General features: G+C 58.3%; 18 protein-coding genes. 13 read left to right on the top strand and 5 right to left on the bottom strand.

Translation table 11 applies throughout. From position 1 onward, the window contains the following. Positions 1 to 64: 64 nt before the first annotated feature. From IM290_RS17340 to IM290_RS17315, 6 genes are all read left to right on the top strand, one after another. Positions 65 to 1,585: a sugar ABC transporter ATP-binding protein gene (locus IM290_RS17340; RefSeq protein WP_193042101.1), complete on the top strand. Its 1,521-nt coding sequence runs from the start codon at positions 65 to 67 to the stop codon at positions 1,583 to 1,585. Then, positions 1,582 to 2,577, top strand: coding sequence for a ribose ABC transporter permease (locus IM290_RS17335; protein ID WP_003860239.1), 996 nt, complete (start codon positions 1,582 to 1,584; stop codon positions 2,575 to 2,577). The genes IM290_RS17340 and IM290_RS17335 overlap by 4 nt, the downstream gene beginning before the upstream one ends. A 28-nt stretch (positions 2,578 to 2,605) precedes the next feature. After that, entirely contained in the window at positions 2,606 to 3,547 is a 942-nt protein-coding gene (locus IM290_RS17330) for an ABC transporter substrate-binding protein (protein WP_003860240.1), read from the top strand. Positions 3,548 to 3,668: 121 nt separating this feature from the next. Then, complete coding sequence (locus tag IM290_RS17325) at positions 3,669 to 4,355, top strand: D-lyxose/D-mannose family sugar isomerase (RefSeq protein WP_017382640.1); 687 nt, start codon at positions 3,669 to 3,671, stop codon at positions 4,353 to 4,355. Between the two features lie 10 nt (positions 4,356 to 4,365). After that, positions 4,366 to 5,226, top strand: coding sequence for a ketose 1,6-bisphosphate aldolase (locus tag IM290_RS17320; RefSeq protein WP_017382639.1), 861 nt, complete (start codon positions 4,366 to 4,368; stop codon positions 5,224 to 5,226). Continuing rightward, a complete protein-coding gene (locus IM290_RS17315) occupies positions 5,226 to 6,245 on the top strand; it encodes a carbohydrate kinase family protein (protein WP_193042102.1) in 1,020 nt (339 codons plus the stop codon). Before IM290_RS17320 ends, IM290_RS17315 begins: the two co-directional genes overlap by 1 nt. Here IM290_RS17315 and IM290_RS17310 read toward each other — a convergent pair. Beyond that, the gene (locus IM290_RS17310; RefSeq protein ID WP_193042103.1) at positions 6,227 to 6,958 is read right to left on the bottom strand and encodes a response regulator; all 732 of its coding nucleotides are present in this window, start codon (positions 6,956 to 6,958) and stop codon (positions 6,227 to 6,229) included. The genes IM290_RS17315 and IM290_RS17310 overlap by 19 nt on opposite strands. 256 nt (positions 6,959 to 7,214) lie before the next feature. Between IM290_RS17310 and fdhF the strand changes: the two genes are divergently transcribed. The 3 genes from fdhF to IM290_RS17295 all read left to right on the top strand — a co-directional run bounded on the left by fdhF (position 7,215) and on the right by IM290_RS17295 (position 10,633). Next, the gene (gene fdhF / locus IM290_RS17305) at positions 7,215 to 9,362 is read left to right on the top strand and encodes a formate dehydrogenase subunit alpha (RefSeq protein WP_080024796.1); all 2,148 of its coding nucleotides are present in this window, start codon (positions 7,215 to 7,217) and stop codon (positions 9,360 to 9,362) included. 322 nt (positions 9,363 to 9,684) lie between these two features. Continuing rightward, positions 9,685 to 9,837, top strand: a complete 153-nt coding sequence (locus IM290_RS17300; RefSeq protein WP_042719158.1) for a Hok/Gef family protein — start codon at positions 9,685 to 9,687, stop codon at positions 9,835 to 9,837. A 121-nt stretch (positions 9,838 to 9,958) separates the two neighbouring features. After that, complete coding sequence (locus tag IM290_RS17295; RefSeq protein WP_015570200.1) at positions 9,959 to 10,633, top strand: tetratricopeptide repeat protein; 675 nt, start codon at positions 9,959 to 9,961, stop codon at positions 10,631 to 10,633. 80 nt (positions 10,634 to 10,713) lie between these two features. On the opposite strand, the gene gltP is transcribed toward IM290_RS17295, so the two are convergent. Next, complete coding sequence (gene gltP / locus IM290_RS17290; RefSeq protein ID WP_047052227.1) at positions 10,714 to 12,027, bottom strand: glutamate/aspartate:proton symporter GltP; 1,314 nt, start codon at positions 12,025 to 12,027, stop codon at positions 10,714 to 10,716. A 423-nt stretch (positions 12,028 to 12,450) separates the two neighbouring features. Between gltP and acs the strand changes: the two genes are divergently transcribed. From acs to actP, 3 genes are all read left to right on the top strand, one after another. After that, entirely contained in the window at positions 12,451 to 14,409 is a 1,959-nt protein-coding gene (gene acs / locus IM290_RS17285) for an acetate--CoA ligase (protein ID WP_193042104.1), read from the top strand. A gap of 128 nt (positions 14,410 to 14,537) precedes the next feature. Next, the gene (locus IM290_RS17280) at positions 14,538 to 14,852 is read left to right on the top strand and encodes a DUF485 domain-containing protein (protein WP_017382635.1); all 315 of its coding nucleotides are present in this window, start codon (positions 14,538 to 14,540) and stop codon (positions 14,850 to 14,852) included. Continuing rightward, positions 14,849 to 16,498 (top strand): cation/acetate symporter ActP, encoded by a 1,650-nt coding sequence (actP, locus tag IM290_RS17275; RefSeq protein WP_032672106.1) that lies wholly within the window; start codon positions 14,849 to 14,851, stop codon positions 16,496 to 16,498. Before IM290_RS17280 ends, actP begins: the two co-directional genes overlap by 4 nt. Positions 16,499 to 16,531: 33 nt before the next feature. Here the strand turns inward: actP and IM290_RS17270 are convergent, their stop codons facing one another. Together IM290_RS17270 and IM290_RS17265 are read right to left on the bottom strand one after the other, a co-directional pair. Continuing rightward, positions 16,532 to 17,221 (bottom strand): LrgB family protein, encoded by a 690-nt coding sequence (locus IM290_RS17270; RefSeq protein WP_017382633.1) that lies wholly within the window; start codon positions 17,219 to 17,221, stop codon positions 16,532 to 16,534. Further along, entirely contained in the window at positions 17,214 to 17,624 is a 411-nt protein-coding gene (locus tag IM290_RS17265; RefSeq protein ID WP_032668810.1) for a CidA/LrgA family protein, read from the bottom strand. The genes IM290_RS17270 and IM290_RS17265 overlap by 8 nt, the downstream gene beginning before the upstream one ends. 102 nt (positions 17,625 to 17,726) lie before the next feature. Between IM290_RS17265 and IM290_RS17260 the strand changes: the two genes are divergently transcribed. Beyond that, positions 17,727 to 18,614 (top strand): LysR family transcriptional regulator, encoded by an 888-nt coding sequence (locus tag IM290_RS17260; RefSeq protein ID WP_045327695.1) that lies wholly within the window; start codon positions 17,727 to 17,729, stop codon positions 18,612 to 18,614. Between the two features lie 75 nt (positions 18,615 to 18,689). Here the strand turns inward: IM290_RS17260 and IM290_RS17255 are convergent, their stop codons facing one another. Further along, positions 18,690 to 20,336 carry a Na+/H+ antiporter gene (locus IM290_RS17255; protein ID WP_003860270.1) on the bottom strand — a complete coding sequence of 549 codons (1,647 nt, stop codon included), beginning with the start codon at positions 20,334 to 20,336 and terminating at the stop codon, positions 18,690 to 18,692. Between the last annotated feature and the right edge of the window lie 56 nt (positions 20,337 to 20,392).

Below are 20,392 nucleotides of genomic sequence, written 5' to 3'. Positions count from 1 at the left end.
CTGACATTTTGCATTTACGCACCTGTGATGAAGTGCAGATATCGACATTCACAGGAGATCCGCCATGAGCAGAACCCCGGTTTTAGAGATGCGCAATATTGCCAAGACGTTTGGCAATTTCCACGCGCTCAAGGGTGTGGATTTGACGGTTTTCCCCGGAGAGATCCACGCGCTGATGGGGGAAAACGGCGCCGGAAAAAGCACGCTGATGAAGATCCTCGCAGGCGCTTATACCGCCAGCAGCGGCGACATCCTCATCGACGGTACGCCGTTTCACATCAAAGGTCCGAAGGATGCGCTGGCCGCAGGCATTACCCTGATTTATCAGGAGATGCAGCTTGCTCCTAACCTGACCGTGGCGGAAAACATTTTTCTCGGCAGCGAGCTGTCGCGCGGCGGGCTGGTCCAGCGCAAAGAGATGGCCACGCAGGCGCAGGCGGTCATTGACCGCCTCGGCGCGCAGTTCAGCGCCACCGACCTGGTCATGAAGCTGACCATCGCCGAGCAACAGCAGGTTGAGATCGCCCGCGCGCTGCACCGCAACAGCCGTATTCTGGTGATGGATGAACCCACCGCCGCCCTCTCCTCGCGCGAAACCCACCGTCTGTTCGAACTGATTTTGCGCCTGCGCGATGAAGGGATGGCGATTATCTACATCAGCCACCGCATGGCGGAAGTGTATGAACTCTCTGACCGCGTCAGCGTCCTGCGCGACGGGCAGTACGTGGGCAGCCTGACGCGCGACAAGCTGAATGCATCAGAGCTGGTGCGCATGATGGTCGGCCGTCCGCTCAGCGATCTGTTTAACAAAGAGCGCGATATTCCGCTCGGCAGCCCGCGTCTGAACGTGCACCACCTGACAGATGGCAAAAAAGTGCTGCCGTGCAGTTTGCAGGTTCGCTCCGGTGAAATCGTCGGGCTGGCGGGGCTGGTCGGGGCCGGTCGCTCCGAGCTGGCGCAGCTGATCTTCGGCGTGCGCAAAGCCACCGGCGGCATGATCGAGGTCGACGGCGAACCGGTGGTGATCCACTCCCCGCGCGCGGCCATTGAAAACGGCATCGGTTTTCTTACCGAGAACCGCAAGGAGCAGGGGCTGTTTCTGGAGCTGGCGGCGCAGGAGAACATCACCATGGCGACGCTGGAGCGCGACGCCACCTTCGGCTGGCTGAACCGCAAAAAAGCGCAGTCTATTTCCGATGACGCCATCGCCCTGCTCAATATCCGCGTGCCGCATTCTCAGGTGCGCGCGGGCGGGCTCTCCGGCGGCAACCAGCAAAAGCTGCTGATCTCCCGCTGGGTGGCGATTGGCCCGCGCATTCTGATTCTGGACGAACCTACGCGCGGCGTGGACGTCGGCGCGAAAAGCGAGATCTACCGCATCATGAACCAGATGGCGCGCAAAGGGGTGGCGATTCTGATGATCTCCAGCGAGCTACCGGAAGTGGTGGGCATGAGCGACCGGGTGTACGTGATGCGCGAGGGCAGCATCGCGGGTGAACTCCACGGACGCGACATCTCTCAGGAAAACATTATGACGCTGGCAACCGGCGTGAACGACACTCTTCATCAGGCGGTGCAATCATGACAACTCCAACCCATCCGCAACAGGTGGCGAAATCCGCCTCCGCCAAAAAAATGCTGATGAGCGATCTGATGCAAACGATCGGCATTTTGCCGATTTTAATCCTGATTGTGGCGGTATTTGGCTTTATCGCCCCGAACTTTTTCACCGAGAGCAACCTGCTGAATATTACCCGGCAGGCGTCGATCAACATCGTGCTGGCGGCGGGGATGACCTTCATCATCCTGACCGGCGGGATTGACCTCTCTGTGGGCTCGATTCTGGGCACTACGGCGGTAGCGGCGATGGTGGTCTCGCTTATCCCGGAATTTGCGATGCTCTCCATTCCGGCGGCGCTGATGCTCGGTATGGTGCTGGGGCTGTTCAACGGCGCGCTGGTGGCCTTTGCCGGGCTGCCGCCGTTTATCGTCACCCTCGGCACCTATACGGCACTGCGCGGCGCGGCGTATCTGCTGGCGGACGGCACGACGGTCATTAACTCCAACATTAACTTCGAGTGGATCGGCAACAACTACCTCGGCCCGATTCCGTGGCTGGTGGTGATCGCCCTGGCGGTGATTGTGGTGTGCTGGTTCATCCTGCGTCGCACAACCCTCGGCGTTCACATCTATGCGGTCGGCGGCAATATGCAGGCGGCACGCTTAACCGGCATCAAGGTCTGGCTGGTGCTGCTGTTTGTCTACGGCATGAGCGGCCTGCTTTCGGGGTTAGGCGGCGTGATGAGCGCCTCGCGCCTCTACAGCGCCAACGGCAACCTCGGCACGGGGTACGAGCTGGATGCGATTGCGGCGGTGATCCTCGGCGGGACCAGCTTTGTCGGCGGGATCGGCACGATCACCGGCACGCTGGTCGGTGCATTGATCATCGCCACCCTCAACAACGGCATGACGCTGATGGGCGTCTCCTACTTCTGGCAGCTGGTGATCAAAGGGGCGGTGATCATCATAGCGGTGCTGATCGACAAATACCGTACCCGACACCATCAAAGTGCATAACAACAATACCCTACGAGAGGAATACAGCATGAGATTGAAGCCCTTAGTGACCGCGCTCTGTGCTGGCGCGCTGCTGGCCGCAACCCCGTTTGCGCAGGCAAAAGATCTGAAGTCCATCGGCGTGACGGTGGGCGACCTGGCTAACCCGTTCTTCGTGCAGATCACCAAAGGCGCCGAGCTGGAAGCGCGCAAGCTGGCGGGGGATAACGTCAAGGTGACGCTGGTCTCCAGCGGGTACGATCTGGGCCAGCAGGTGTCGCAGATCGACAACTTCATTGCCGCGAAAGTGGACATGATCATCCTCAACGCTGCGGATTCCAAAGGGATCGGCCCGGCGGTAAAACGCGCCAAAGAGGCGGGGATCGTGGTCGTGGCGGTTGACGTGGCGGCGGAAGGGGCCGATGCGACCATCACCTCCGATAACACCCAGGCGGGGGAGATGGCCTGTAAGTACATAACCGACCGCCTGAAAGGTAAAGGCAACGTGGTGATCATCAACGGGCCGCCGGTTTCTGCGGTACAAAACCGCGTGGAGGGCTGCCAGACCGAGTTCAGGCGCCACCCGGATATCAAAGTGCTCTCGGATAATCAGAACGCCAAAGGCAGCCGCGAAGGCGGACTGGAGGTCATGACCTCCCTGCTGGCGGCCAATCCGAAGATCGACGGCGTATTCGCAATTAACGATCCGACGGCGATCGGCGCCGATCTGGCGGCGAAACAGGCTCAACGTAATGAGTTCTTTATCGTTGGCGTGGATGGCAGCCCGGACGGTGAAGAAGCTCTGAAGCGCGAAAACTCCCTGTTTGTGGCGACGCCGGCGCAGGATCCGCAGGTGATGGCGGCGAAGGCGGTGGAGATCGGCTATGACATTCTTCAGGGCAAACCTGCGCCGAAAGAGCCTGTGCTGATCCCGGTGACGATGATCGATAAAAAGAACGTCGGCACGTATAAGGGGTGGACGGTTAAGTAACCCCGGTGCGGCCTGATGCCCTCACCCTAACCCTCTCCCACGGGGAGAGGGAACTTACTCCCCCTCTCCCTTGAGGGAGAGGGCCGGGGTGAGGGGGCGGCAAAAAACTCAAGGAGTCCCCATGAAACGCTCCGACATCAATGAAATCCTCGGCCACACGCGGCAGTTCTTCTCCATGCACGACGTGCATCTCCCGCCGTTTGCCAGCTTTCCGCCAACAAAATGGCAGCAGCTTGACCAGGCCGCCTGGCAGGAGGTGTTCGACCTCAGGCTCGGCTGGGACGTGACGGCGTTTGGCGGCAACCACTTTGCCGCACAGGGGTTAACGCTGTTCACCCTGCGCAACGGCTCGCCCAACGGCGTGCCTTATGAAAAGTGCTATGCCGAAAAAATCATGCACGTCCGCGACGGCCAGGTGACGCCGATGCATTTCCACTGGCGCAAGCGGGAGGACATCATCAACCGCGGCGGCGGGAATCTGATTATTGAGTTATGGAATGCGGGGGCGCATGAGGAGACCGAAAACACCGACGTGATCGTCACGATAGACGGCTGTCGGCAGACGCACGCGCCCGGCAGCCAGCTGCGCCTCACGCCAGGGGAGAGCATCTGCCTGACGCCCGGCCTGTACCACAGTTTCTGGGGTGAACGCGGCTTTGGCGACGTGCTGGTGGGCGAAGTGTCGTCGGTCAATGACGATGAACACGACAACCACTTTTTACAGCCCATCGATCGCTACAACACCATCGAAGAAGACGAACCGGCGGTGCTGGTGCTGTGCAACGAGTACAACCTGTTTCGGATATAAGGAGTGAATGATGCCATTGATTTCTCTTGCCGACGGTCTGGCACACGCCAGAGAACACCGCTACGCCCTGGGCGCGTTCAACGTTCTCGACTCCCATTTTCTGCGCGCGCTGTTTGCCGCCGCGAAGCAGGAACGCTCGCCGTTTATCATCAACATCGCCGAAGTGCATTTTAAGTACGTGTCTCTGGAGTCGCTTGTTGAAGCGGTGAAGTTCGAAGCCGCCCGTCACGATATTCCCGTGGTGCTTAACCTCGACCACGGGCTGCATTTTGAGGCCGTCGTGCGCGCCCTGCGCTTAGGGTTCAGCTCGGTGATGTTCGACGGCTCGACGCTGAGCTATGAGGAAAATATCCGCCAGACCCGGGAAGTGGTGAAGATGTGCCACGCGGTGGGCGTCTCGGTGGAGGCGGAGCTGGGCGCAGTCGGCGGAGATGAAGGCGGCGCGCTGTATGGGCATGCGGATGAAGCGTTCTTTACCGACCCGCAGCTGGCGCGCGAATTTGTCGATTTAACCGGTATCGACGCGCTGGCGGTCGCCATTGGCAACGCGCACGGCAAATACAAGGGCGAGCCGAAGCTTGATTTCACGCGTCTGGACGCCATTCGCCAGCAAACGGGGCTGCCGCTGGTTTTACACGGCGGCTCGGGAATTAGCGATGCCGACTTCCGCCGCGCTATCGAGCTGGGCATTCATAAAATCAATTTTTATACCGGCATGTCGCAGGCCGCGCTCGCCGCCGTTGAGCAGCGCATGGCGAACCGCCAGCCGCTGTACGATGAGTTTGCCGAACTGCTGCTGGGCATTGAAGAGGCCATTACCGATACGGTCGCGGAGCAGATGCGCATCTTCGGCAGCGCGGGGCAGGCATAATGGAACGCAAAGGGATTATCGCCGCAGGCAACATGCTGGTGGATCACGTCCACCAGATCGTACAGTGGCCGGAGCGCGGCTGGCTGGCGGAAATCACCCACAGTGAGCGCTCAACCGGCGGTGCGCCGCTCAACGTTCTGCTGACGCTGGCGAAAATGCACGTCGGCCTGCCGTTACAGGCGGTGGGGCTGATTGGGGAAGACAGCGACGGAGACTATATTCTGGCGATGCTCGACCAGTATCACGTCAATCGCCAGCGCGTGCAGCGCACGACGTTCGCCCCAACGTCGATGTCGCAGGTAATGACCGACCCCAGCGGACAGCGCACCTTTTTCCACTCGCCGGGCGCCAACCGCCTGCTGGATCTTCCCGCCTTCGATCGTTTAGACGGATCGCTGAAGATCTTCCATCTCGGCTATCTGCTGCTGCTCGACAGCCTGGACATGCCGGACGAGGAGTTTGGCACCCGCAGCGCGCGGTTACTGGCACAGATGCGCGATCAGGGGTATGAAACCTCGCTCGATCTGGTGTCCCGCAAGGGCGATCCGCGCTATCAGCCGCTGGTGCTCCCTGCCCTGCGCCATCTTGATTATCTGGTGATTAACGAGCTGGAAGCCGGTGAGTTTAGCGGGTTTGAGATCCGCGACGGCCATGGTGCGCTGAACATGGCCCATATCGCCGACGCTGCCGCACAGCTGCTGGCGGCAGGCGTGCGGCAGCGGGTGGTGATCCACTGTCCGGAAGGGGCATGGGGTGAAGCGCCGGGTGAAAAAGGGCAATGGGTTCCGTCGTGGAAGCTGACGCAGGACGAGATTATCGGCAGCGTCGGTGCGGGCGACGCGTTTTGCGCGGGCTTTTTATACGGCTGCCATGAATCCCTGCCGTTGACGGAGAGTATTTATCTGGCGCACGCCTGCGCGCGGGCCAGCCTGCTGGCGGCCAATGCGATTGACGGCGCGAAAACGCTGGCCGAGCTTCAGGCGTTTATTCAGGAGAACGGTCAGGCGGCTTTCTCATGATGGGAAACGTCCGTGGCAAAAACATAGCCCAGACCGCGAATGGTTTTGATCAGCAAAGGCTGGTGCGGATTGACCTCAATTTTTCGCCGTAGCCGCATGATCAACACGTCGATAGTGCGGTCAAAGACCTCGGCGCTTTCGCTGTGGGTCAGCTCCAGCAGCTGTTCACGGCTCAGTACCCGGCGGGCGTTTTGCGTTAATGCCAGCAGCAGGCCGTATTCGCCCTGGGTTAATGGCACGGTATTACGCTGCGGATCGCTCAGCTCGCAGCGGGTGGTGTCCAGCGTCCAGCCGTTAAAGGTAATACCTTCAACGCGCGGCGCGGCAGGCTCCGCGTCCAGCGCGCCGGTTCGACGCAGTACCGCCTTAACGCGGGCGACCACCACGCGCGGATTGAACGGTTTTCCGATGTAATCATCAGCGCCCATTTCCAGCCCGACGACCACATCTGATTCACTTCCCAGCCCCGTCAGCATCACCACCGGTAGCGATGGTCGCTGCTTTTGCAGTTGCAGCAAAACCTGTAATCCGTTGATATCCGGCAGCATCATGTCCAGCAGAACCAGCGCAATGCCGGGATACTGCTGGACACGGTTCACCGCGTCCTGACCGGTGTGACACGTCAGCACGGTAAAGACGTGCTCGCTGAGCACATCCTGTAGCAGTTCGCAGACTGCGACATCATCATCAACCACCAGAATCGCCGGTTTCATCGCATGCTTCCGTCAGGGAATTATGTTAAGTCTGAACCATTCTGCCGCCGGCTCCAGCCGAATTGTTTTTTACGTGACGGAAATTCAATCCATGTCACATCCCCTGCCCTTTCGACACGTCAATTTTGACGATTGGCTGTTTTTCGTCAGGGTTTTGCCCCGCAAAGAGTCGTAAAGTCAGGAAATACCCATAGTAAAAACATGGCATAGAAGCTGCATATTGGGCAGGTAAGAACTGTTTAACTGGAGCAAAGTGATGAAAAAAGTCGTCACGGTTTGCCCTTATTGTGCCTCAGGTTGCAAGATCCACCTGGTGGTCGATAACGGCAAAATCGTCCGGGCGGAAGCGGCGCAGGGTAAAACCAATCAGGGCACGCTGTGCCTGAAAGGGTACTACGGCTGGGATTTTATTAACGATACCCAAATCCTCACGCCGCGCCTGAAAACCCCTATGATCCGCCGCGAGCGCGGCGGCAAGCTGGAAGCCGTCTCCTGGAATGAAGCGCTGGATTACGTCGCCACGCGCCTCAGCGCCATCAAGGCCAAGTATGGCCCGGATGCGATTCAGACCACCGGCTCCTCACGCGGAACCGGGAATGAAACCAACTATGTGATGCAAAAATTCGCGCGCGCCGTTATTGGTACCAATAACGTCGACTGCTGCGCTCGCGTCTGACACGGCCCATCGGTTGCAGGTCTGCACCAGTCGGTCGGTAACGGCGCAATGAGTAATGCCATCAATGAGATAGATAACACCGATCTGGTGTTCATCTTCGGCTATAACCCGGCGGATTCTCACCCTATCGTCGCGAATCACGTTATTCGCGCCAAACAGAATGGGGCGAAAATCATCGTCTGCGATCCGCGTAAAATTGAAACCGCGCGCATTGCGGATATGCACATCGCACTGAAAAACGGCTCGAACATCGCGCTGTTAAATGCGATGGGGCATGTCATTATTGAGGAGAACCTCTACGACCAGGCGTTTGTCGCGAGCCGTACGGAAGGGTTTGAAGAGTATCGCAAGATTGTCGAAGGCTATACGCCGGAGTCAGTAGAGGCGATAACCGGCGTCAGCGCGCAGGAGATCCGCCAGGCGGCGCGGATGTACGCCGGGGCGAAAACCGCCGCCATTCTGTGGGGCATGGGCGTGACCCAGTTCTACCAGGGCGTGGAAACCGTGCGCTCGCTCACCAGCCTCGCCATGCTGACCGGCAATCTGGGTAAAGCGCATGTGGGCGTGAACCCGGTGCGTGGTCAGAATAACGTGCAGGGTGCGTGTGATATGGGCGCGCTGCCGGACACCTATCCGGGCTACCAGTACGTCAAATTCCCGGAAAACCGCGAGAAATTCGCGAAGGCCTGGGGCGTGGAGAGCCTGCCGGCACACACCGGGTATCGCATCAGCGAACTGCCGCACCGCGCGGCGCACGGTGAAGTGCGTGCGGCCTACATCATGGGTGAAGATCCGCTCCAGACCGACGCCGAACTGTCCGCAGTGCGCAAAGGCTTTGAGGATCTGGAGCTGGTGATTGTCCAGGATATCTTTATGACCAAAACCGCGGCGGCGGCGGATGTGATTCTGCCGTCGACCTCCTGGGGCGAGCATGAAGGTGTCTATACGGCGGCAGACCGCGGCTTCCAGCGCTTCTTCAAGGCCGTCGAGCCGAAGTGGGATCTGAAAACGGACTGGCAAATCATCAGCGAAATCGCCACCCGCATGGGCTACCCGATGCACTACAACAACACCCAGGAGATCTGGGACGAGTTGCGGCATCTGTGCCCGGACTTTTATGGGGCAACCTATGAAAAAATGGGTGAGCTGGGCTACATCCAGTGGCCGTGCCGGGATGAGTCAGAATCCGATCAGGGGACGTCGTACCTCTTTAAAGAGAAGTTCGACACCCCGAACGGGCTGGCGCAGTTCTTCACCTGCGACTGGGTCGCGCCGATCGATAAGCTCACCGACGAGTATCCGATGGTGCTCTCCACAGTGCGTGAAGTGGGCCACTACTCCTGCCGTTCCATGACCGGTAACTGCGCCGCGCTGGCGGCGCTGGCGGATGAACCGGGCTACGCGCAGATCAACACCGCCGATGCCGAACGGCTCGGTATTGAAGATGAAGCGCTGGTGTGGGTGAACTCGCGTAAAGGCCGCATCATTACCCGCGCGCAGGTCAGCGACCGTCCGAACAAAGGGGCAGTCTATATGACCTACCAGTGGTGGATTGGCGCCTGTAACGAGCTGGTGACGGAGAACTTAAGCCCGATAACCAAAACGCCGGAGTATAAATACTGCGCCGTAAACGTGGAGCCAATAGCGGATCAACACGCTGCGGAACAGTATGTGATCGACGAATATAACAAGCTGAAAGCCCGACTGCGTGAAAGCGCAATGGGTTGATGCCGTTAATTAATCGATGAATAAAGGGAGTGAGATATTCACTCCCTTTTTATTTCCGCTTAACACATTAAAAATATCAATTGTTATTCTGGAAAGCGGCTCGCAGAAATAATGTAATTCGTGCGAAAAAGAATTACATCTTTGCATTTTAATTCAGAGGGATAAGATGTGCGGCGGGTGCTTAAGACTTTCTGTCTTGAGCATTGTTGAGGGACAGAAAGTAGGAAGCCCCGGGAAATTTTCATTTACCCGAGGCTACTCCCTCAACTACCAACAGGTTGAGAGTAGCCTCTTATTCTTTTTTACACAAGGAGTAAAAGGCATGACGCCATTAAAAACTGCGTTAGGCATCGTCTTTATTATTTGCCTGACGATAGTGATCTTTACCTTTATTACTCGCGGCAGGCTCTGCGAGTTTTCAATAAAGAGTGAACATCAGGAGGTGGCGGCGAAATTAGCCTGTAACGCAGGCTAACCTCTTCGGGCGGAACGCGTGTTCCGCCCGGCTTGTGGGATGCTGAGGTCTTAACGCACCCGTTTTTTTCTTCTGTCGCCGCGATTATACTGCGCGGCGTGTACCCAGATGATAAGAATCCATGAAAACCCTTTTTCTGATGTTGTTATTTTTAACCGCGTTTGCCCATGCCGATGAGATAGGCAGCCAGTATAAAAAGCAGGCTGAAGCGGGCGATGCGCGCGCGCAGTATTATCTTGCCGATACCTGGTTCAGTTCCGGCGACAGCGCGCAGGCGGCGCTGTGGGCGGAAAAAGCGGCAAAAGGCGGTGATGTCGACGCCATGGCGCTGCTGTCGCAAATCCACTTTTCGCAGGGTGACTATGCGCAGGCTAAAGCCCTGGCCCAGCAGGCAAACATTGCGGGCAGCAAACGCGGCGCGATCATGCTGGCGCGGGTGCTGGTGAACACGCAGGCGGGCAAAACCGACTACCCGCAGGCCATCGCACTGCTGCAATCGGCGACCGAAGACATCGATAGCGACTCGGCGGTAGACGCGCAACAGCTGCTGGGGCTGATCTATGCCAACGGCGTTGAAGTCCCTCAGGATGACGTGCAGGCCGCGTCGTGGTTCAAGCGGAGTTCGGCTCTGTCCCGGACGGGCTATGCGGAGTACTGGGCAGGAATGCTGTTCAGGCAGGGTGAGAAAGGCTTTATCACACCGAATAAACAGAAAGCGCTTTACTGGTTAAACCTGAGCTGTACCGAAGGGTTTGATACCGGATGTGAAGAGTTTGATGCGTTGAGCGGGGAGTAACGTGCCGGGTGGCGGCTTCGCCTTACCCGGCCTACAAAACCCGTAGGCCCGGTAAGCGCAGCGCCACCGGGCTTAGAATGTTACTGGTCAGCCGTTTTATCAAAACGACCCAGCACCTCGCGTTCATACGCCAGCGCTTTTTTACGGTCGAACTTGTGTTCCCACTTGGAGATTACCAGCACCGCCAGCGCATTACCTACCACGTTCAGCGCAGTACGCGCCATGTCGAGGATACGGTCCACACCGGCAATAAACGCCAGGCCTTCCAGCGGAATACCGACGCTGCCCAGCGTCGCCAGCAGCACCACGAAGGAGACGCCCGGCACGCCTGCGATGCCTTTTGAAGTCACCATCAGCGTCAGCACCAGCACGATTTCCTGCCACAGCGACAGGTCAATCCCGTACAGCTGCGCAATAAAGATCGCCGCAATACTCTGATACAGCGTCGAACCATCCAGGTTAAAGGAGTAGCCCGTTGGCACCACGAAGCTGGTAATGGACGCCGGCGCACCGTAGGCCTCCATCTTCTCAATGATACGCGGCAGCACGCTCTCGGAGCTTGCCGTGGAGTAGGCCAGAATCAGCTCATCCTTCAGGATGCGGATCAGGATCCAGATGCTCAGGCCGCACAGGCGCGCCACAATGCCCAGCACCACCAGCGCGAAGAACAGAATCGCGAAGTGCACCAGAATCACCAGCTTCGCCAGCGGCCACAGTGAGGCAAAGCCGAAGTTAGCTACGGTCACCGCAATCAGCGCGAATACCCCGACCGGTGCATAGCGCATCACCATGTGGGTGACTTTGAACATGGTTTCGGAGATAGAGCGGAACACGGTCACCAGCGGTTCACGGTGCGTCGCGGGCAGGGAAGAAAGCCCCAGACCAAAGAGTACCGAGAAGAAGATGATCGGCAGCATCTCGCCCTTCGCCATGGACGCGATAATGTTGGTCGGCACCAGCGAGAGAATAGTCCCCATCAGCCCATGCGAATGGCTCTGCACATCGGCGGTTGTGCTTTGGTATTTCGAAATATCCACCGTCGCCAGCTGCGACATATCGATCCCGGCACCAGGCTGGAACACATTCGCCAGGGTGATGCCAAGAACGATGGCAACCGTGGTGATCACTTCGAAATAGAGAATAGTTTTAACGCCAATGCGGCCTAACTGTTTCGCATCACCGACACCCGCGATACCGACCACCAGCGTCGAGATCACAATCGGTACAACAATCATCTTGATCAGATGAATAAAGATATCGCCCGCAGGTGAGAGAAGGTTCGCAATCAGCCACTCGCGGCTGTCGCTATGATAATGGAGGTAACTGCCCAGCAAGATGCCCAGCACAAGGGCCAGCAGGATCTGCCAGGCCAGGCTGACTTTCAAATTTTTCATAGAAACTGACTTCCTCAATGAAATCTCCGTACCATCAAAACTGCATGAATATGGAGACATACTGAAAGGGTATGAATTGTGTTGCGTTGGTTTATGGGATTTTTTAACGCGCCGTATGAGTATCATTTGCACGGCATGCTGCGCAAGCCTTAAAGAACAAGGCATTTCACTGCAAAAAGTGTCATTGACGGTAATTTATAGCAATTCGCATAAATAACCGTTTGTTATACAAAATATTTTCACTTCAAAAAAGTGAATAACTCTTCAGATGAATTATTTCCCTTCAAAGTTTCATTCGCTCAATTTTCATACTCTTCAGACATTGCGTGATCTGTCGCCCAAATACTAAACAAAGCTTGTAAAGCCCCTACTATTAACGTTTTTGCGACATATTATTAACATCTTACAAGGAGAAAAAAAGCCATGAGCCAAATACACAAACACGACATTCCCGCAAACATTGCGGACCGTTGCCTGATAAGCCCGGAGCAGTACCAGCAGAAATACCAGCAGTCCGTTTCCAGCCCTGACGCGTTCTGGGGTGAGCAGGGCCACATCCTCGACTGGATCAAACCTTATCAGAAGGTAAAGAACACCTCTTTCGCGCCGGGCAACGTCTCCATTAAATGGTATGAAGACGGCACGCTGAACCTGGCGGCGAACTGCCTGGACCGCCATCTTGCTGAACGCGGCAACGAAACGGCCATCATCTGGGAAGGCGACGATGCCTCTCAGAGTAAACACATCTCGTATAAAGAACTGCATCGCGACGTGTGCCGCTTTGCCAACGTGCTGCTGGCCCAGGGCATTAAAAAAGGCGATGTGGTGGCGATCTATATGCCAATGGTGCCGGAAGCCGCCGTGGCTATGCTGGCCTGCGCGCGCATCGGTGCGATCCACTCCGTTATCTTCGGCGGTTTCTCGCCGGAGGCGGTTGCCGGGCGTATTGTCGACTCGAATTCGAAGCTGGTGATCACCGCTGACGAGGGCGTGCGCGCCGGGCGCGGTATTCCGCTGAAGAAAAACGTTGATGAAGCGCTGAAAAACCCGAACGTGAAATCCATCAGTAACGTCATTGTCTTCAAACGCACGGGCGGCAAAATCGACTGGCACGAGGGGCGCGACCTGTGGTGGAGCGATCTGATTGAAAACGCGAGCGACCAGCATCAGCCTGAAGAGATGAACGCGGAAGATCCGCTGTTTATCCTGTATACCTCCGGCTCCACCGGTAAGCCGAAAGGCGTGCTGCATACCACCGGCGGCTATCTGGTTTACGCGGCCACCACCTTTAAATACGTTTTCGACTACCATCCGGGCGACATCTACTGGTGTACCGCCGACGTGGGCTGGGTGACCGGTCACAGCTACCTGCTGTACGGCCCGCTGGCCTGCGGCGCAACGACGCTGATGTTTGAAGGCGTACCGAACTGGCCGACCCCGGCGCGTATGTGCCAGGTGGTTGATAAGCATCAGGTCAACATTCTCTACACCGCGCCAACGGCGATCCGCGCGCTGATGGCGGAAGGCGATAAAGCCATCGAAGGGACCGACCGCTCTTCCCTGCGTATCCTCGGCTCCGTGGGCGAGCCGATCAACCCCGAAGCCTGGGAGTGGTACTGGAAGAAGATCGGCAACGAAAAGTGCCCGGTGATGGATACCTGGTGGCAGACCGAAACCGGCGGCTTCATGATCACCCCGATGCCGGGTGCCACGCAGCTGAAAGCCGGTTCGGCCACCCGTCCGTTCTTCGGCGTGCAGCCTGCGCTGGTGGACAACGAAGGCAATCCGCAGGAAGGCGCTACCGAGGGCAACCTGGTGATCGTCGATTCCTGGCCTGGCCAGGCGCGTACCCTGTTCGGCGACCATGAGCGCTTCGAGCAGACCTACTTCTCGACCTTCAAAAACATGTACTTCAGCGGCGACGGCGCGCGCCGGGATGAAGACGGTTATTACTGGATCACCGGACGCGTGGACGACGTGCTGAACGTCTCCGGCCACCGTCTGGGCACGGCGGAGATTGAGTCTGCGCTGGTGTCGCATCCGAAAATTGCCGAAGCGGCGGTTGTCGGCATTCCTCACAACATCAAAGGCCAGGCGATCTACGCCTACGTCACCCTGAACCACGGCGAAGAGCCGTCGCCAGAGCTGTATACCGAGGTGCGCAACTGGGTGCGTAAAGAGATCGGCCCGCTTGCCACGCCGGACGTGCTGCACTGGACCGACTCGCTGCCGAAAACCCGTTCCGGCAAGATTATGCGCCGTATCCTGCGCAAAATCGCGGCGGGCGACACCAGTAACCTCGGTGATACCTCAACGCTGGCCGATCCTGGCGTGGTGGACAAACTGCTCGAAGAGAAGCAGGCCATCGCGATGCCTTCCTAGTGTTTTCTCCCTCTCCCCGTGGGAGAGGGCCGGGGTGAGGGCATCAGACCGCACCTTCCTCCCCTCACCCTCTCCCCACAGGGGAGAGGGGATAAAAACAAACCAACCTTACTTCTGGAGACTCTGTGATGAATAACGATATTTGTCAGCAGATAGAGAATAGTGCGCACTACAGGGAGCTCGTCGAAAAACGGCAACGGTTTGCCTTCATCCTTTCCATCATCATGCTGATTATCTACGTCGGCTTTATTCTGCTGATCGCCTTTGCGCCGCACTGGCTGGGCACCCCGCTGCATGAGGGTACCAGCGTCACGCGCGGTATTCCGATTGGGATTGGCGTTATCATCATTTCGTTTGTGCTGACGGGTGTGTACGTCTGGCGCGCCAACGGTGAATTCGATCGTCTTAACAGAGAAGTTCTGCGCGAGGTAAAAGCATCATGAAGCGAGTCCTGACGGCGCTAGCCGCCACACTTCCCTTTGCTGCCCATGCAGCAGATGCCATTACCGGCGAGGTTCAGCGCCAGCCAACCAACTGGCAGGCGATTATCATGTTCCTGATTTTCGTGGTGCTGACGCTGTACATCACTTACTGGGCGTCGAAACGCGTACGCTCCCGTAACGATTACTACACCGCGGGCGGCAATATTACCGGCTTCCAGAACGGGCTGGCGATCGCGGGGGACTTTATGTCCGCCGCCTCGTTCCTTGGGATCTCCGCGCTGGTGTATACCTCAGGGTATGATGGCCTGATCTACTCCCTCGGGTTCCTCGTCGGCTGGCCAATCATTCTGTTCCTGATTGCCGAGCGCCTGCGTAACCTGGGGCGCTATACCTTTGCTGACGTCGCCTCCTATCGCCTGAAGCAGGGGCCGATTCGCTCCCTCTCCGCCTGCGGTTCGCTGGTGGTAGTGGCGCTCTATCTGATCGCCCAGATGGTCGGCGCAGGCAAACTGATCGAGCTGCTGTTCGGCCTGAACTACCACGTCGCGGTGGTGCTCGTCGGCGTGCTGATGGTGATGTATGTCCTGTTCGGCGGCATGCTGGCCACCACCTGGGTACAGATCATCAAAGCGGTACTGCTGCTGTTCGGCGCCAGCTTTATGGCCTTTATGGTGATGAAGCACGTCGGGTTCAGCTTCAATAATCTGTTTACCGAAGCGATGGCGGTCCACCCGAAAGGGGAAGCGATCATGAGCCCGGGCGGGCTGGTGAAAGATCCGATATCCGCGCTCTCGCTCGGTCTCGGCCTGATGTTCGGTACCGCTGGCCTGCCGCATATCCTGATGCGTTTCTTCACGGTGTCAGATGCGCGTGAAGCGCGTAAAAGCGTGTTCTACGCTACCGGGTTTATGGGCTACTTCTACATTCTGACCTTTATCATCGGCTTCGGCGCAATCATGCTGGTGGGGGCAAACCCGGCGTTTAAAGACGCGGCGGGCGCGCTTATCGGCGGTAACAACATGGCGGCGGTGCATCTGGCCGACGCGGTGGGCGGCAACCTGTTCCTCGGCTTTATCTCTGCCGTGGCCTTTGCCACCATCCTCGCGGTGGTTGCAGGGCTGACGCTGGCCGGCGCGTCGGCGGTTTCGCATGACCTCTACGCCAACGTCTTCCGCAAAGGCGCAAGCGAGCGCGATGAGCTGAAGGTCTCCAAAATCACCGTGCTGGTGCTGGGCGTTGTCGCCATCCTGCTGGGGATTTTGTTCGAGAAACAGAACATCGCCTTTATGGTCGGGCTGGCCTTCTCGATTGCGGCAAGCTGTAACTTCCCGATCATTCTGCTCTCCATGTACTGGTCAAAACTGACCACCCGTGGGGCGATGATTGGCGGCTGGCTGGGCCTGCTGACGGCGGTGATTCTGATGATCCTCGGCCCGACCATCTGGGTGCAGATCCTCGGTCACGAAAGCGCTATCTTCCCGTATGAATACCCGGCGCTGTTCTCCATTGCCGTGGCGTTTATCGGGATCTGGATTTTCTCTGCCACCGATAATTCACCGGAGGGTAACCTGGAGCGTGAAAAATTCCGCGCCCAGTTTATCCGCTCGCAAACCGGCCTGGGCGTTGAGCAGGGCCGCGCGCACTAAGCCTTTTCTCCCCGGTCGCTCTGGCCGGGGAGCTTAAAACATCACCCACGCCACCAGCGGCGCAATCAGCACCATCGTGACGCCCGAAAGCATCATCACCAGGCTCGCGACCACGCCCTCCTGCTGTCCCAGCTCATACGAACGTGCCGTCCCCGCCCCGTGCGACGCCGCGCCAAACCCCGCGCCTTTCGCCATCCCTTCGCGAATGGAAAGCCGCAGAAACAGCACATCCCCCACTGCCATGCCGAAGACGCCCGTCACCACCACAAACAGCGCCACCAGATCCGGCTGGCCACCGAGCGGTTTGGCGGCTGCCAGCGCAAACGGCGTGGTCACCGAACGCACCGCCAGGCTGCGCTGGATTTCATCCGACAGGGTAAACAGCCGCGCCAGCCAGACCGAGCTGCACACCGCCACCACCGTCGCGGTGACGACGCCCGCGCCGAGCGACATCCAGTGGCGTCTGATAATGGCGAGGTTGTCATAAACGGGTACGGCGAAGGCGATGGTCGCCGGGCCGAGCAGCCACAGCAGCCAGTGGGATTCGCCAATGTAGTTCTGCCAGGAGATATGGCCGAAGACCAGCATCAGCACCAGCAGGATCGGCGTAAAGACCAGCGGCATCAGCGGCAGCGCGCGAAAGCGGCGATACAGGCGCTTGTTGGCAAAGTAGATGACGACTGTCGCAATCAGGCACAGCACGCTTATCTGAAAGTTAGTCATGCGTCTGCCTGCTGATTTCAAAGCGATACACTTTATCCACCACCCAGGCGGTGGCACCCAGCACCATCAGCGTGCTCAGGGCGATAACCGCAAAGATGCGCCAGCCGTCGACCATCAGCAGCTGGGCATAGTTCACCACCGCCACCACGGCCGGCACAAAGAACAGCAGCATCTCCGCCAGCAGCCAGCGTGCGCCGGCCCGCACCCAGCTAAGGGGCAACGCGCGACAGAGGATCAGCGTCAGCAACAGCACCATCCCCACCAGGTTGGCGGGTAAAGGCAGATGCAGCCAGTCGACAAGATATTCCGCGAAAACAAACAGTCCCGCGTAAAGCAGTACCTGAACCGGTACCTGGAGTCGTTGCACAACGGCAGGCGTAACACGGCTTAACGCCACGGCCATGGGGGTTTTCCTCAGAAATGAGACGAGGCGCCAGTATAGTGAGCGTACGGTATCGACTGAAATGAATTAAAATCATCGAAGGTATAGTTTCGAGGAATAATCATGGACATAAGAACGCTGCGCTATTTTGTCGAGGTGGTTCGTCAGCAAAGTTTTACCCGCGCAGCGGAGAAGTTATTCGTTACCCAGCCAACCATCAGCAAGATGCTGAAAAACCTCGAAGATGAGCTGAACTGTACCCTGCTGATCCGCGACGGGCGCAAGCTGCTGCTGACCGATACCGGTCGCGTGGTGTTCGAGCGCGGGCTGGCAATTCTGGCGGAGTTCCGCCAGCTGGAAGCCGAGCTTGGGGACATCAACCATCTGACAAAAGGGTTGCTGCGGCTCGGTATTCCGCCGATGGTCGGCATGATGATGGCCGGGCCGATAAGCCTGTTTCGCCAGCGCTATCCCGGCGTTGAGCTGAAAATTTCAGAATTTGGCGGCTTAACCGTCCAGCAGGCGGTCACCAACGGCGATTTGGACGTGGCGATGACCGCCCTTCCCGTTGAGGAGGAGAGCGGCCTGGCGACGCTGCCGCTCTTTAGCCACCCGCTGTGCGTGCTGGTTCCCCGCTCCGGTGAATGGCTGAAGATAGACTCGGTAAAGCCCGAGCTGCTCGGCGAGCACCCTCTGCTTATTTACAACGAAGATTTCGCCTTAAGCCGCCAGCTGATGGCGCTGTTTAACCAGCATAACGTGAAGCCGCGCATTGCGGTGCGCAGCGGCCAGTGGGATTTTCTGGCGGCGATGGTACAGGCGGGCGTGGGGATTGCCATTCTGCCGCAGCCGATCTGCGAGCGGCTGGATAAAAATACGCTGCGCTGGATCCCGCTGGAGAGCGACCTGCACTGGCAGCTGGGGATGATCTGGCGTGAAGGGGTCTATCTGTCGCACAGCGCGCAGGCGTGGTTGCAATGCTGTGAGGGGTTTTGGGTACCCTCACCCTAACCCTCTCCCACAGGGAGAGGGAACCGATCGAGCACGTAGGCCCGGTAAGCGCAGCGCCACCGGGCAAAACCAGCGCTACTGATTCTCTATCAACAACGCTTCCAGCAGATCCAGATCGTGCAGCAGCTTTTGCAGCGTCTCATTGCTGATCTGCCGCGTCGCGCGCAGGTGATACAGCTCGGCACGCTCGGAGCGCAGCGCCGCCAGGCGGAAACGGCGTTCGAGGTTCTCTTCCTGCAACGAACTTTCCACGTCGTTACGTCCGTCAGCACGGCGACGCAAATTACCGATCACGCGTGAACTGACTTCCTTCAGCAGCTGGTTATCAATGTTCTCTTCGGCATCGGCGGCCAGACGCTCCTCCATCTTCTCGATGGCGACAATCGCCACTTCCGCCGTCGCCGCACGGGCAATCCGCTCTTCTTTGTGCTGTTGCGAGGAGTCCCCCGCGTCAATATGTTGCAGCAGAATCGGCAGCATAATCACGCCGACAAACAGGGAGAAGAGGATCACGCCCGCCGCCAGGAACACCAGCTCGTAGCGCGCCGGGAAGACGTCACCCGTCGGCAGCAGCAGAGGAATGGAGAGCACACCAGCAAGGGTGATCGCCCCGCGCACGCCCGCGAAAGAGGCAATCAGCAGCTCGCGCGTGGTCCACGAGCCAAACTCCATCGGCTTTTTGGTCAGGAAGCGAACACTGAATTTCTTCATCGTCCACAGCCAGCCGAAACGCACCAGCATCAGCGCAAGGTAGATGAGCACGATATCGGTAAACAGCATCCAGACTTCAACGTTTGGATCCGCTTCGGCCGCAATCAGCGAGGATTCCATAATGCCCGGCAGTTGCAGGCCCAACAGCAGGAACACCATGCCGTTAAACACAAACTCGAGCATAGCCCAGGTACTGTTCGCGCGCAGCCGCATCGCCAGCGGCGCGCGACGCATAACGCCGGAGCGGGTGATGGTCATCCCCGCGGCTACCGCCGCCAGAATGCCCGACACGCCGATGTGTTCGGCAATCAGGTAAGAGGCGAACGGCAGCAGGAACAGCAGGACGATCTGCGTCGCCGGTTCATCACCACCCCAGCGGCTAAGGAAGCGCAGCGAGCGTCCGTACAGCCAGCTCACTACGAAGCCCGCGAGGATGCCGCCAATCGCCACCTTGAAGAATTCCAGGGTCGCGCCGCCGACGGTAAAGACCATGGTGCCCATGGCAACCGCCACGGCAAACTTCAGGGCGACCAGGCCAGAGGCGTCGTTCATCAGCGCCTCGCCCTGCAAAATGCCCATGATTTTCTTTGGAATGCGCCCTTCGCCCACAATGCCGGACAGCGCCACGGCGTCGGTAGGCGACAGCACGGCGGCCAGCGCAAAGGCGGGTATGAGCGGGATCCCCGGTACGGCCCAGTAGATCAGAAAACCAATCCCGACCACGGTGACCACCACCAGCGCCAGCGCCAGGCCGAAGATCTCTCGCCCGTGCTCCAGAAATTCGCGCGTCGGCGTTTTCCAGCCATCGGCAAACAGCAGCGGCGGGATAAACAGCACGAGGAACAGTTCCGGATCGAACTCCACGTGCAGACCGAACGTCGGCCACGCCAGCAGCGCACCGATAGCTATTTGCATTAAAGGCAGGGGGACCTGGAAGGGCAGTACGCGTGTAACCACCCCGGATAATGAGACCACAAGGGTCATGATGAGTATTGTGAAGAAAATTTCCATGCGTTCCCTGTTTGCTGTGTTTCTTATATGCCAAACCTGAGGCGTCGTGCCTCTTA

The sequence above is a fragment of the Enterobacter cloacae complex sp. S1 genome (assembly GCF_014930525.1).
In the GTDB taxonomy this organism is placed as follows: domain Bacteria; phylum Pseudomonadota; class Gammaproteobacteria; order Enterobacterales; family Enterobacteriaceae; genus Enterobacter; species Enterobacter hormaechei_C.
This window is presented reverse-complemented; position numbering and strand designations above follow the sequence as displayed.

What these genes read in the sequence shown, in the direction of transcription:
- IM290_RS17340 (WP_193042101.1), top strand. Translation starts at nt 65, where the DNA reads ATGAGCAGAACCCCGGTTTTAGAGATGCGCAATATTGCCAAGACGTTT.
- IM290_RS17335 (WP_003860239.1), top strand. Translation starts at nt 1,582, where the DNA reads ATGACAACTCCAACCCATCCGCAACAGGTGGCGAAATCCGCCTCCGCC.
- IM290_RS17330 (WP_003860240.1), top strand. Translation starts at nt 2,606, where the DNA reads ATGAGATTGAAGCCCTTAGTGACCGCGCTCTGTGCTGGCGCGCTGCTG.
- IM290_RS17325 (WP_017382640.1), top strand. Translation starts at nt 3,669, where the DNA reads ATGAAACGCTCCGACATCAATGAAATCCTCGGCCACACGCGGCAGTTC.
- IM290_RS17320 (WP_017382639.1), top strand. Translation starts at nt 4,366, where the DNA reads ATGCCATTGATTTCTCTTGCCGACGGTCTGGCACACGCCAGAGAACAC.
- IM290_RS17315 (WP_193042102.1), top strand. Translation starts at nt 5,226, where the DNA reads ATGGAACGCAAAGGGATTATCGCCGCAGGCAACATGCTGGTGGATCAC.
- IM290_RS17310 (WP_193042103.1), bottom strand. Translation starts at nt 6,958, where the DNA reads ATGAAACCGGCGATTCTGGTGGTTGATGATGATGTCGCAGTCTGCGAA.
- IM290_RS17300 (WP_042719158.1), top strand. Translation starts at nt 9,685, where the DNA reads ATGACGCCATTAAAAACTGCGTTAGGCATCGTCTTTATTATTTGCCTG.
- IM290_RS17295 (WP_015570200.1), top strand. Translation starts at nt 9,959, where the DNA reads ATGAAAACCCTTTTTCTGATGTTGTTATTTTTAACCGCGTTTGCCCAT.
- gltP (WP_047052227.1), bottom strand. Translation starts at nt 12,027, where the DNA reads ATGAAAAATTTGAAAGTCAGCCTGGCCTGGCAGATCCTGCTGGCCCTT.
- acs (WP_193042104.1), top strand. Translation starts at nt 12,451, where the DNA reads ATGAGCCAAATACACAAACACGACATTCCCGCAAACATTGCGGACCGT.
- IM290_RS17280 (WP_017382635.1), top strand. Translation starts at nt 14,538, where the DNA reads ATGAATAACGATATTTGTCAGCAGATAGAGAATAGTGCGCACTACAGG.
- actP (WP_032672106.1), top strand. Translation starts at nt 14,849, where the DNA reads ATGAAGCGAGTCCTGACGGCGCTAGCCGCCACACTTCCCTTTGCTGCC.
- IM290_RS17270 (WP_017382633.1), bottom strand. Translation starts at nt 17,221, where the DNA reads ATGACTAACTTTCAGATAAGCGTGCTGTGCCTGATTGCGACAGTCGTC.
- IM290_RS17265 (WP_032668810.1), bottom strand. Translation starts at nt 17,624, where the DNA reads ATGGCCGTGGCGTTAAGCCGTGTTACGCCTGCCGTTGTGCAACGACTC.
- IM290_RS17260 (WP_045327695.1), top strand. Translation starts at nt 17,727, where the DNA reads ATGGACATAAGAACGCTGCGCTATTTTGTCGAGGTGGTTCGTCAGCAA.
- IM290_RS17255 (WP_003860270.1), bottom strand. Translation starts at nt 20,336, where the DNA reads ATGGAAATTTTCTTCACAATACTCATCATGACCCTTGTGGTCTCATTA.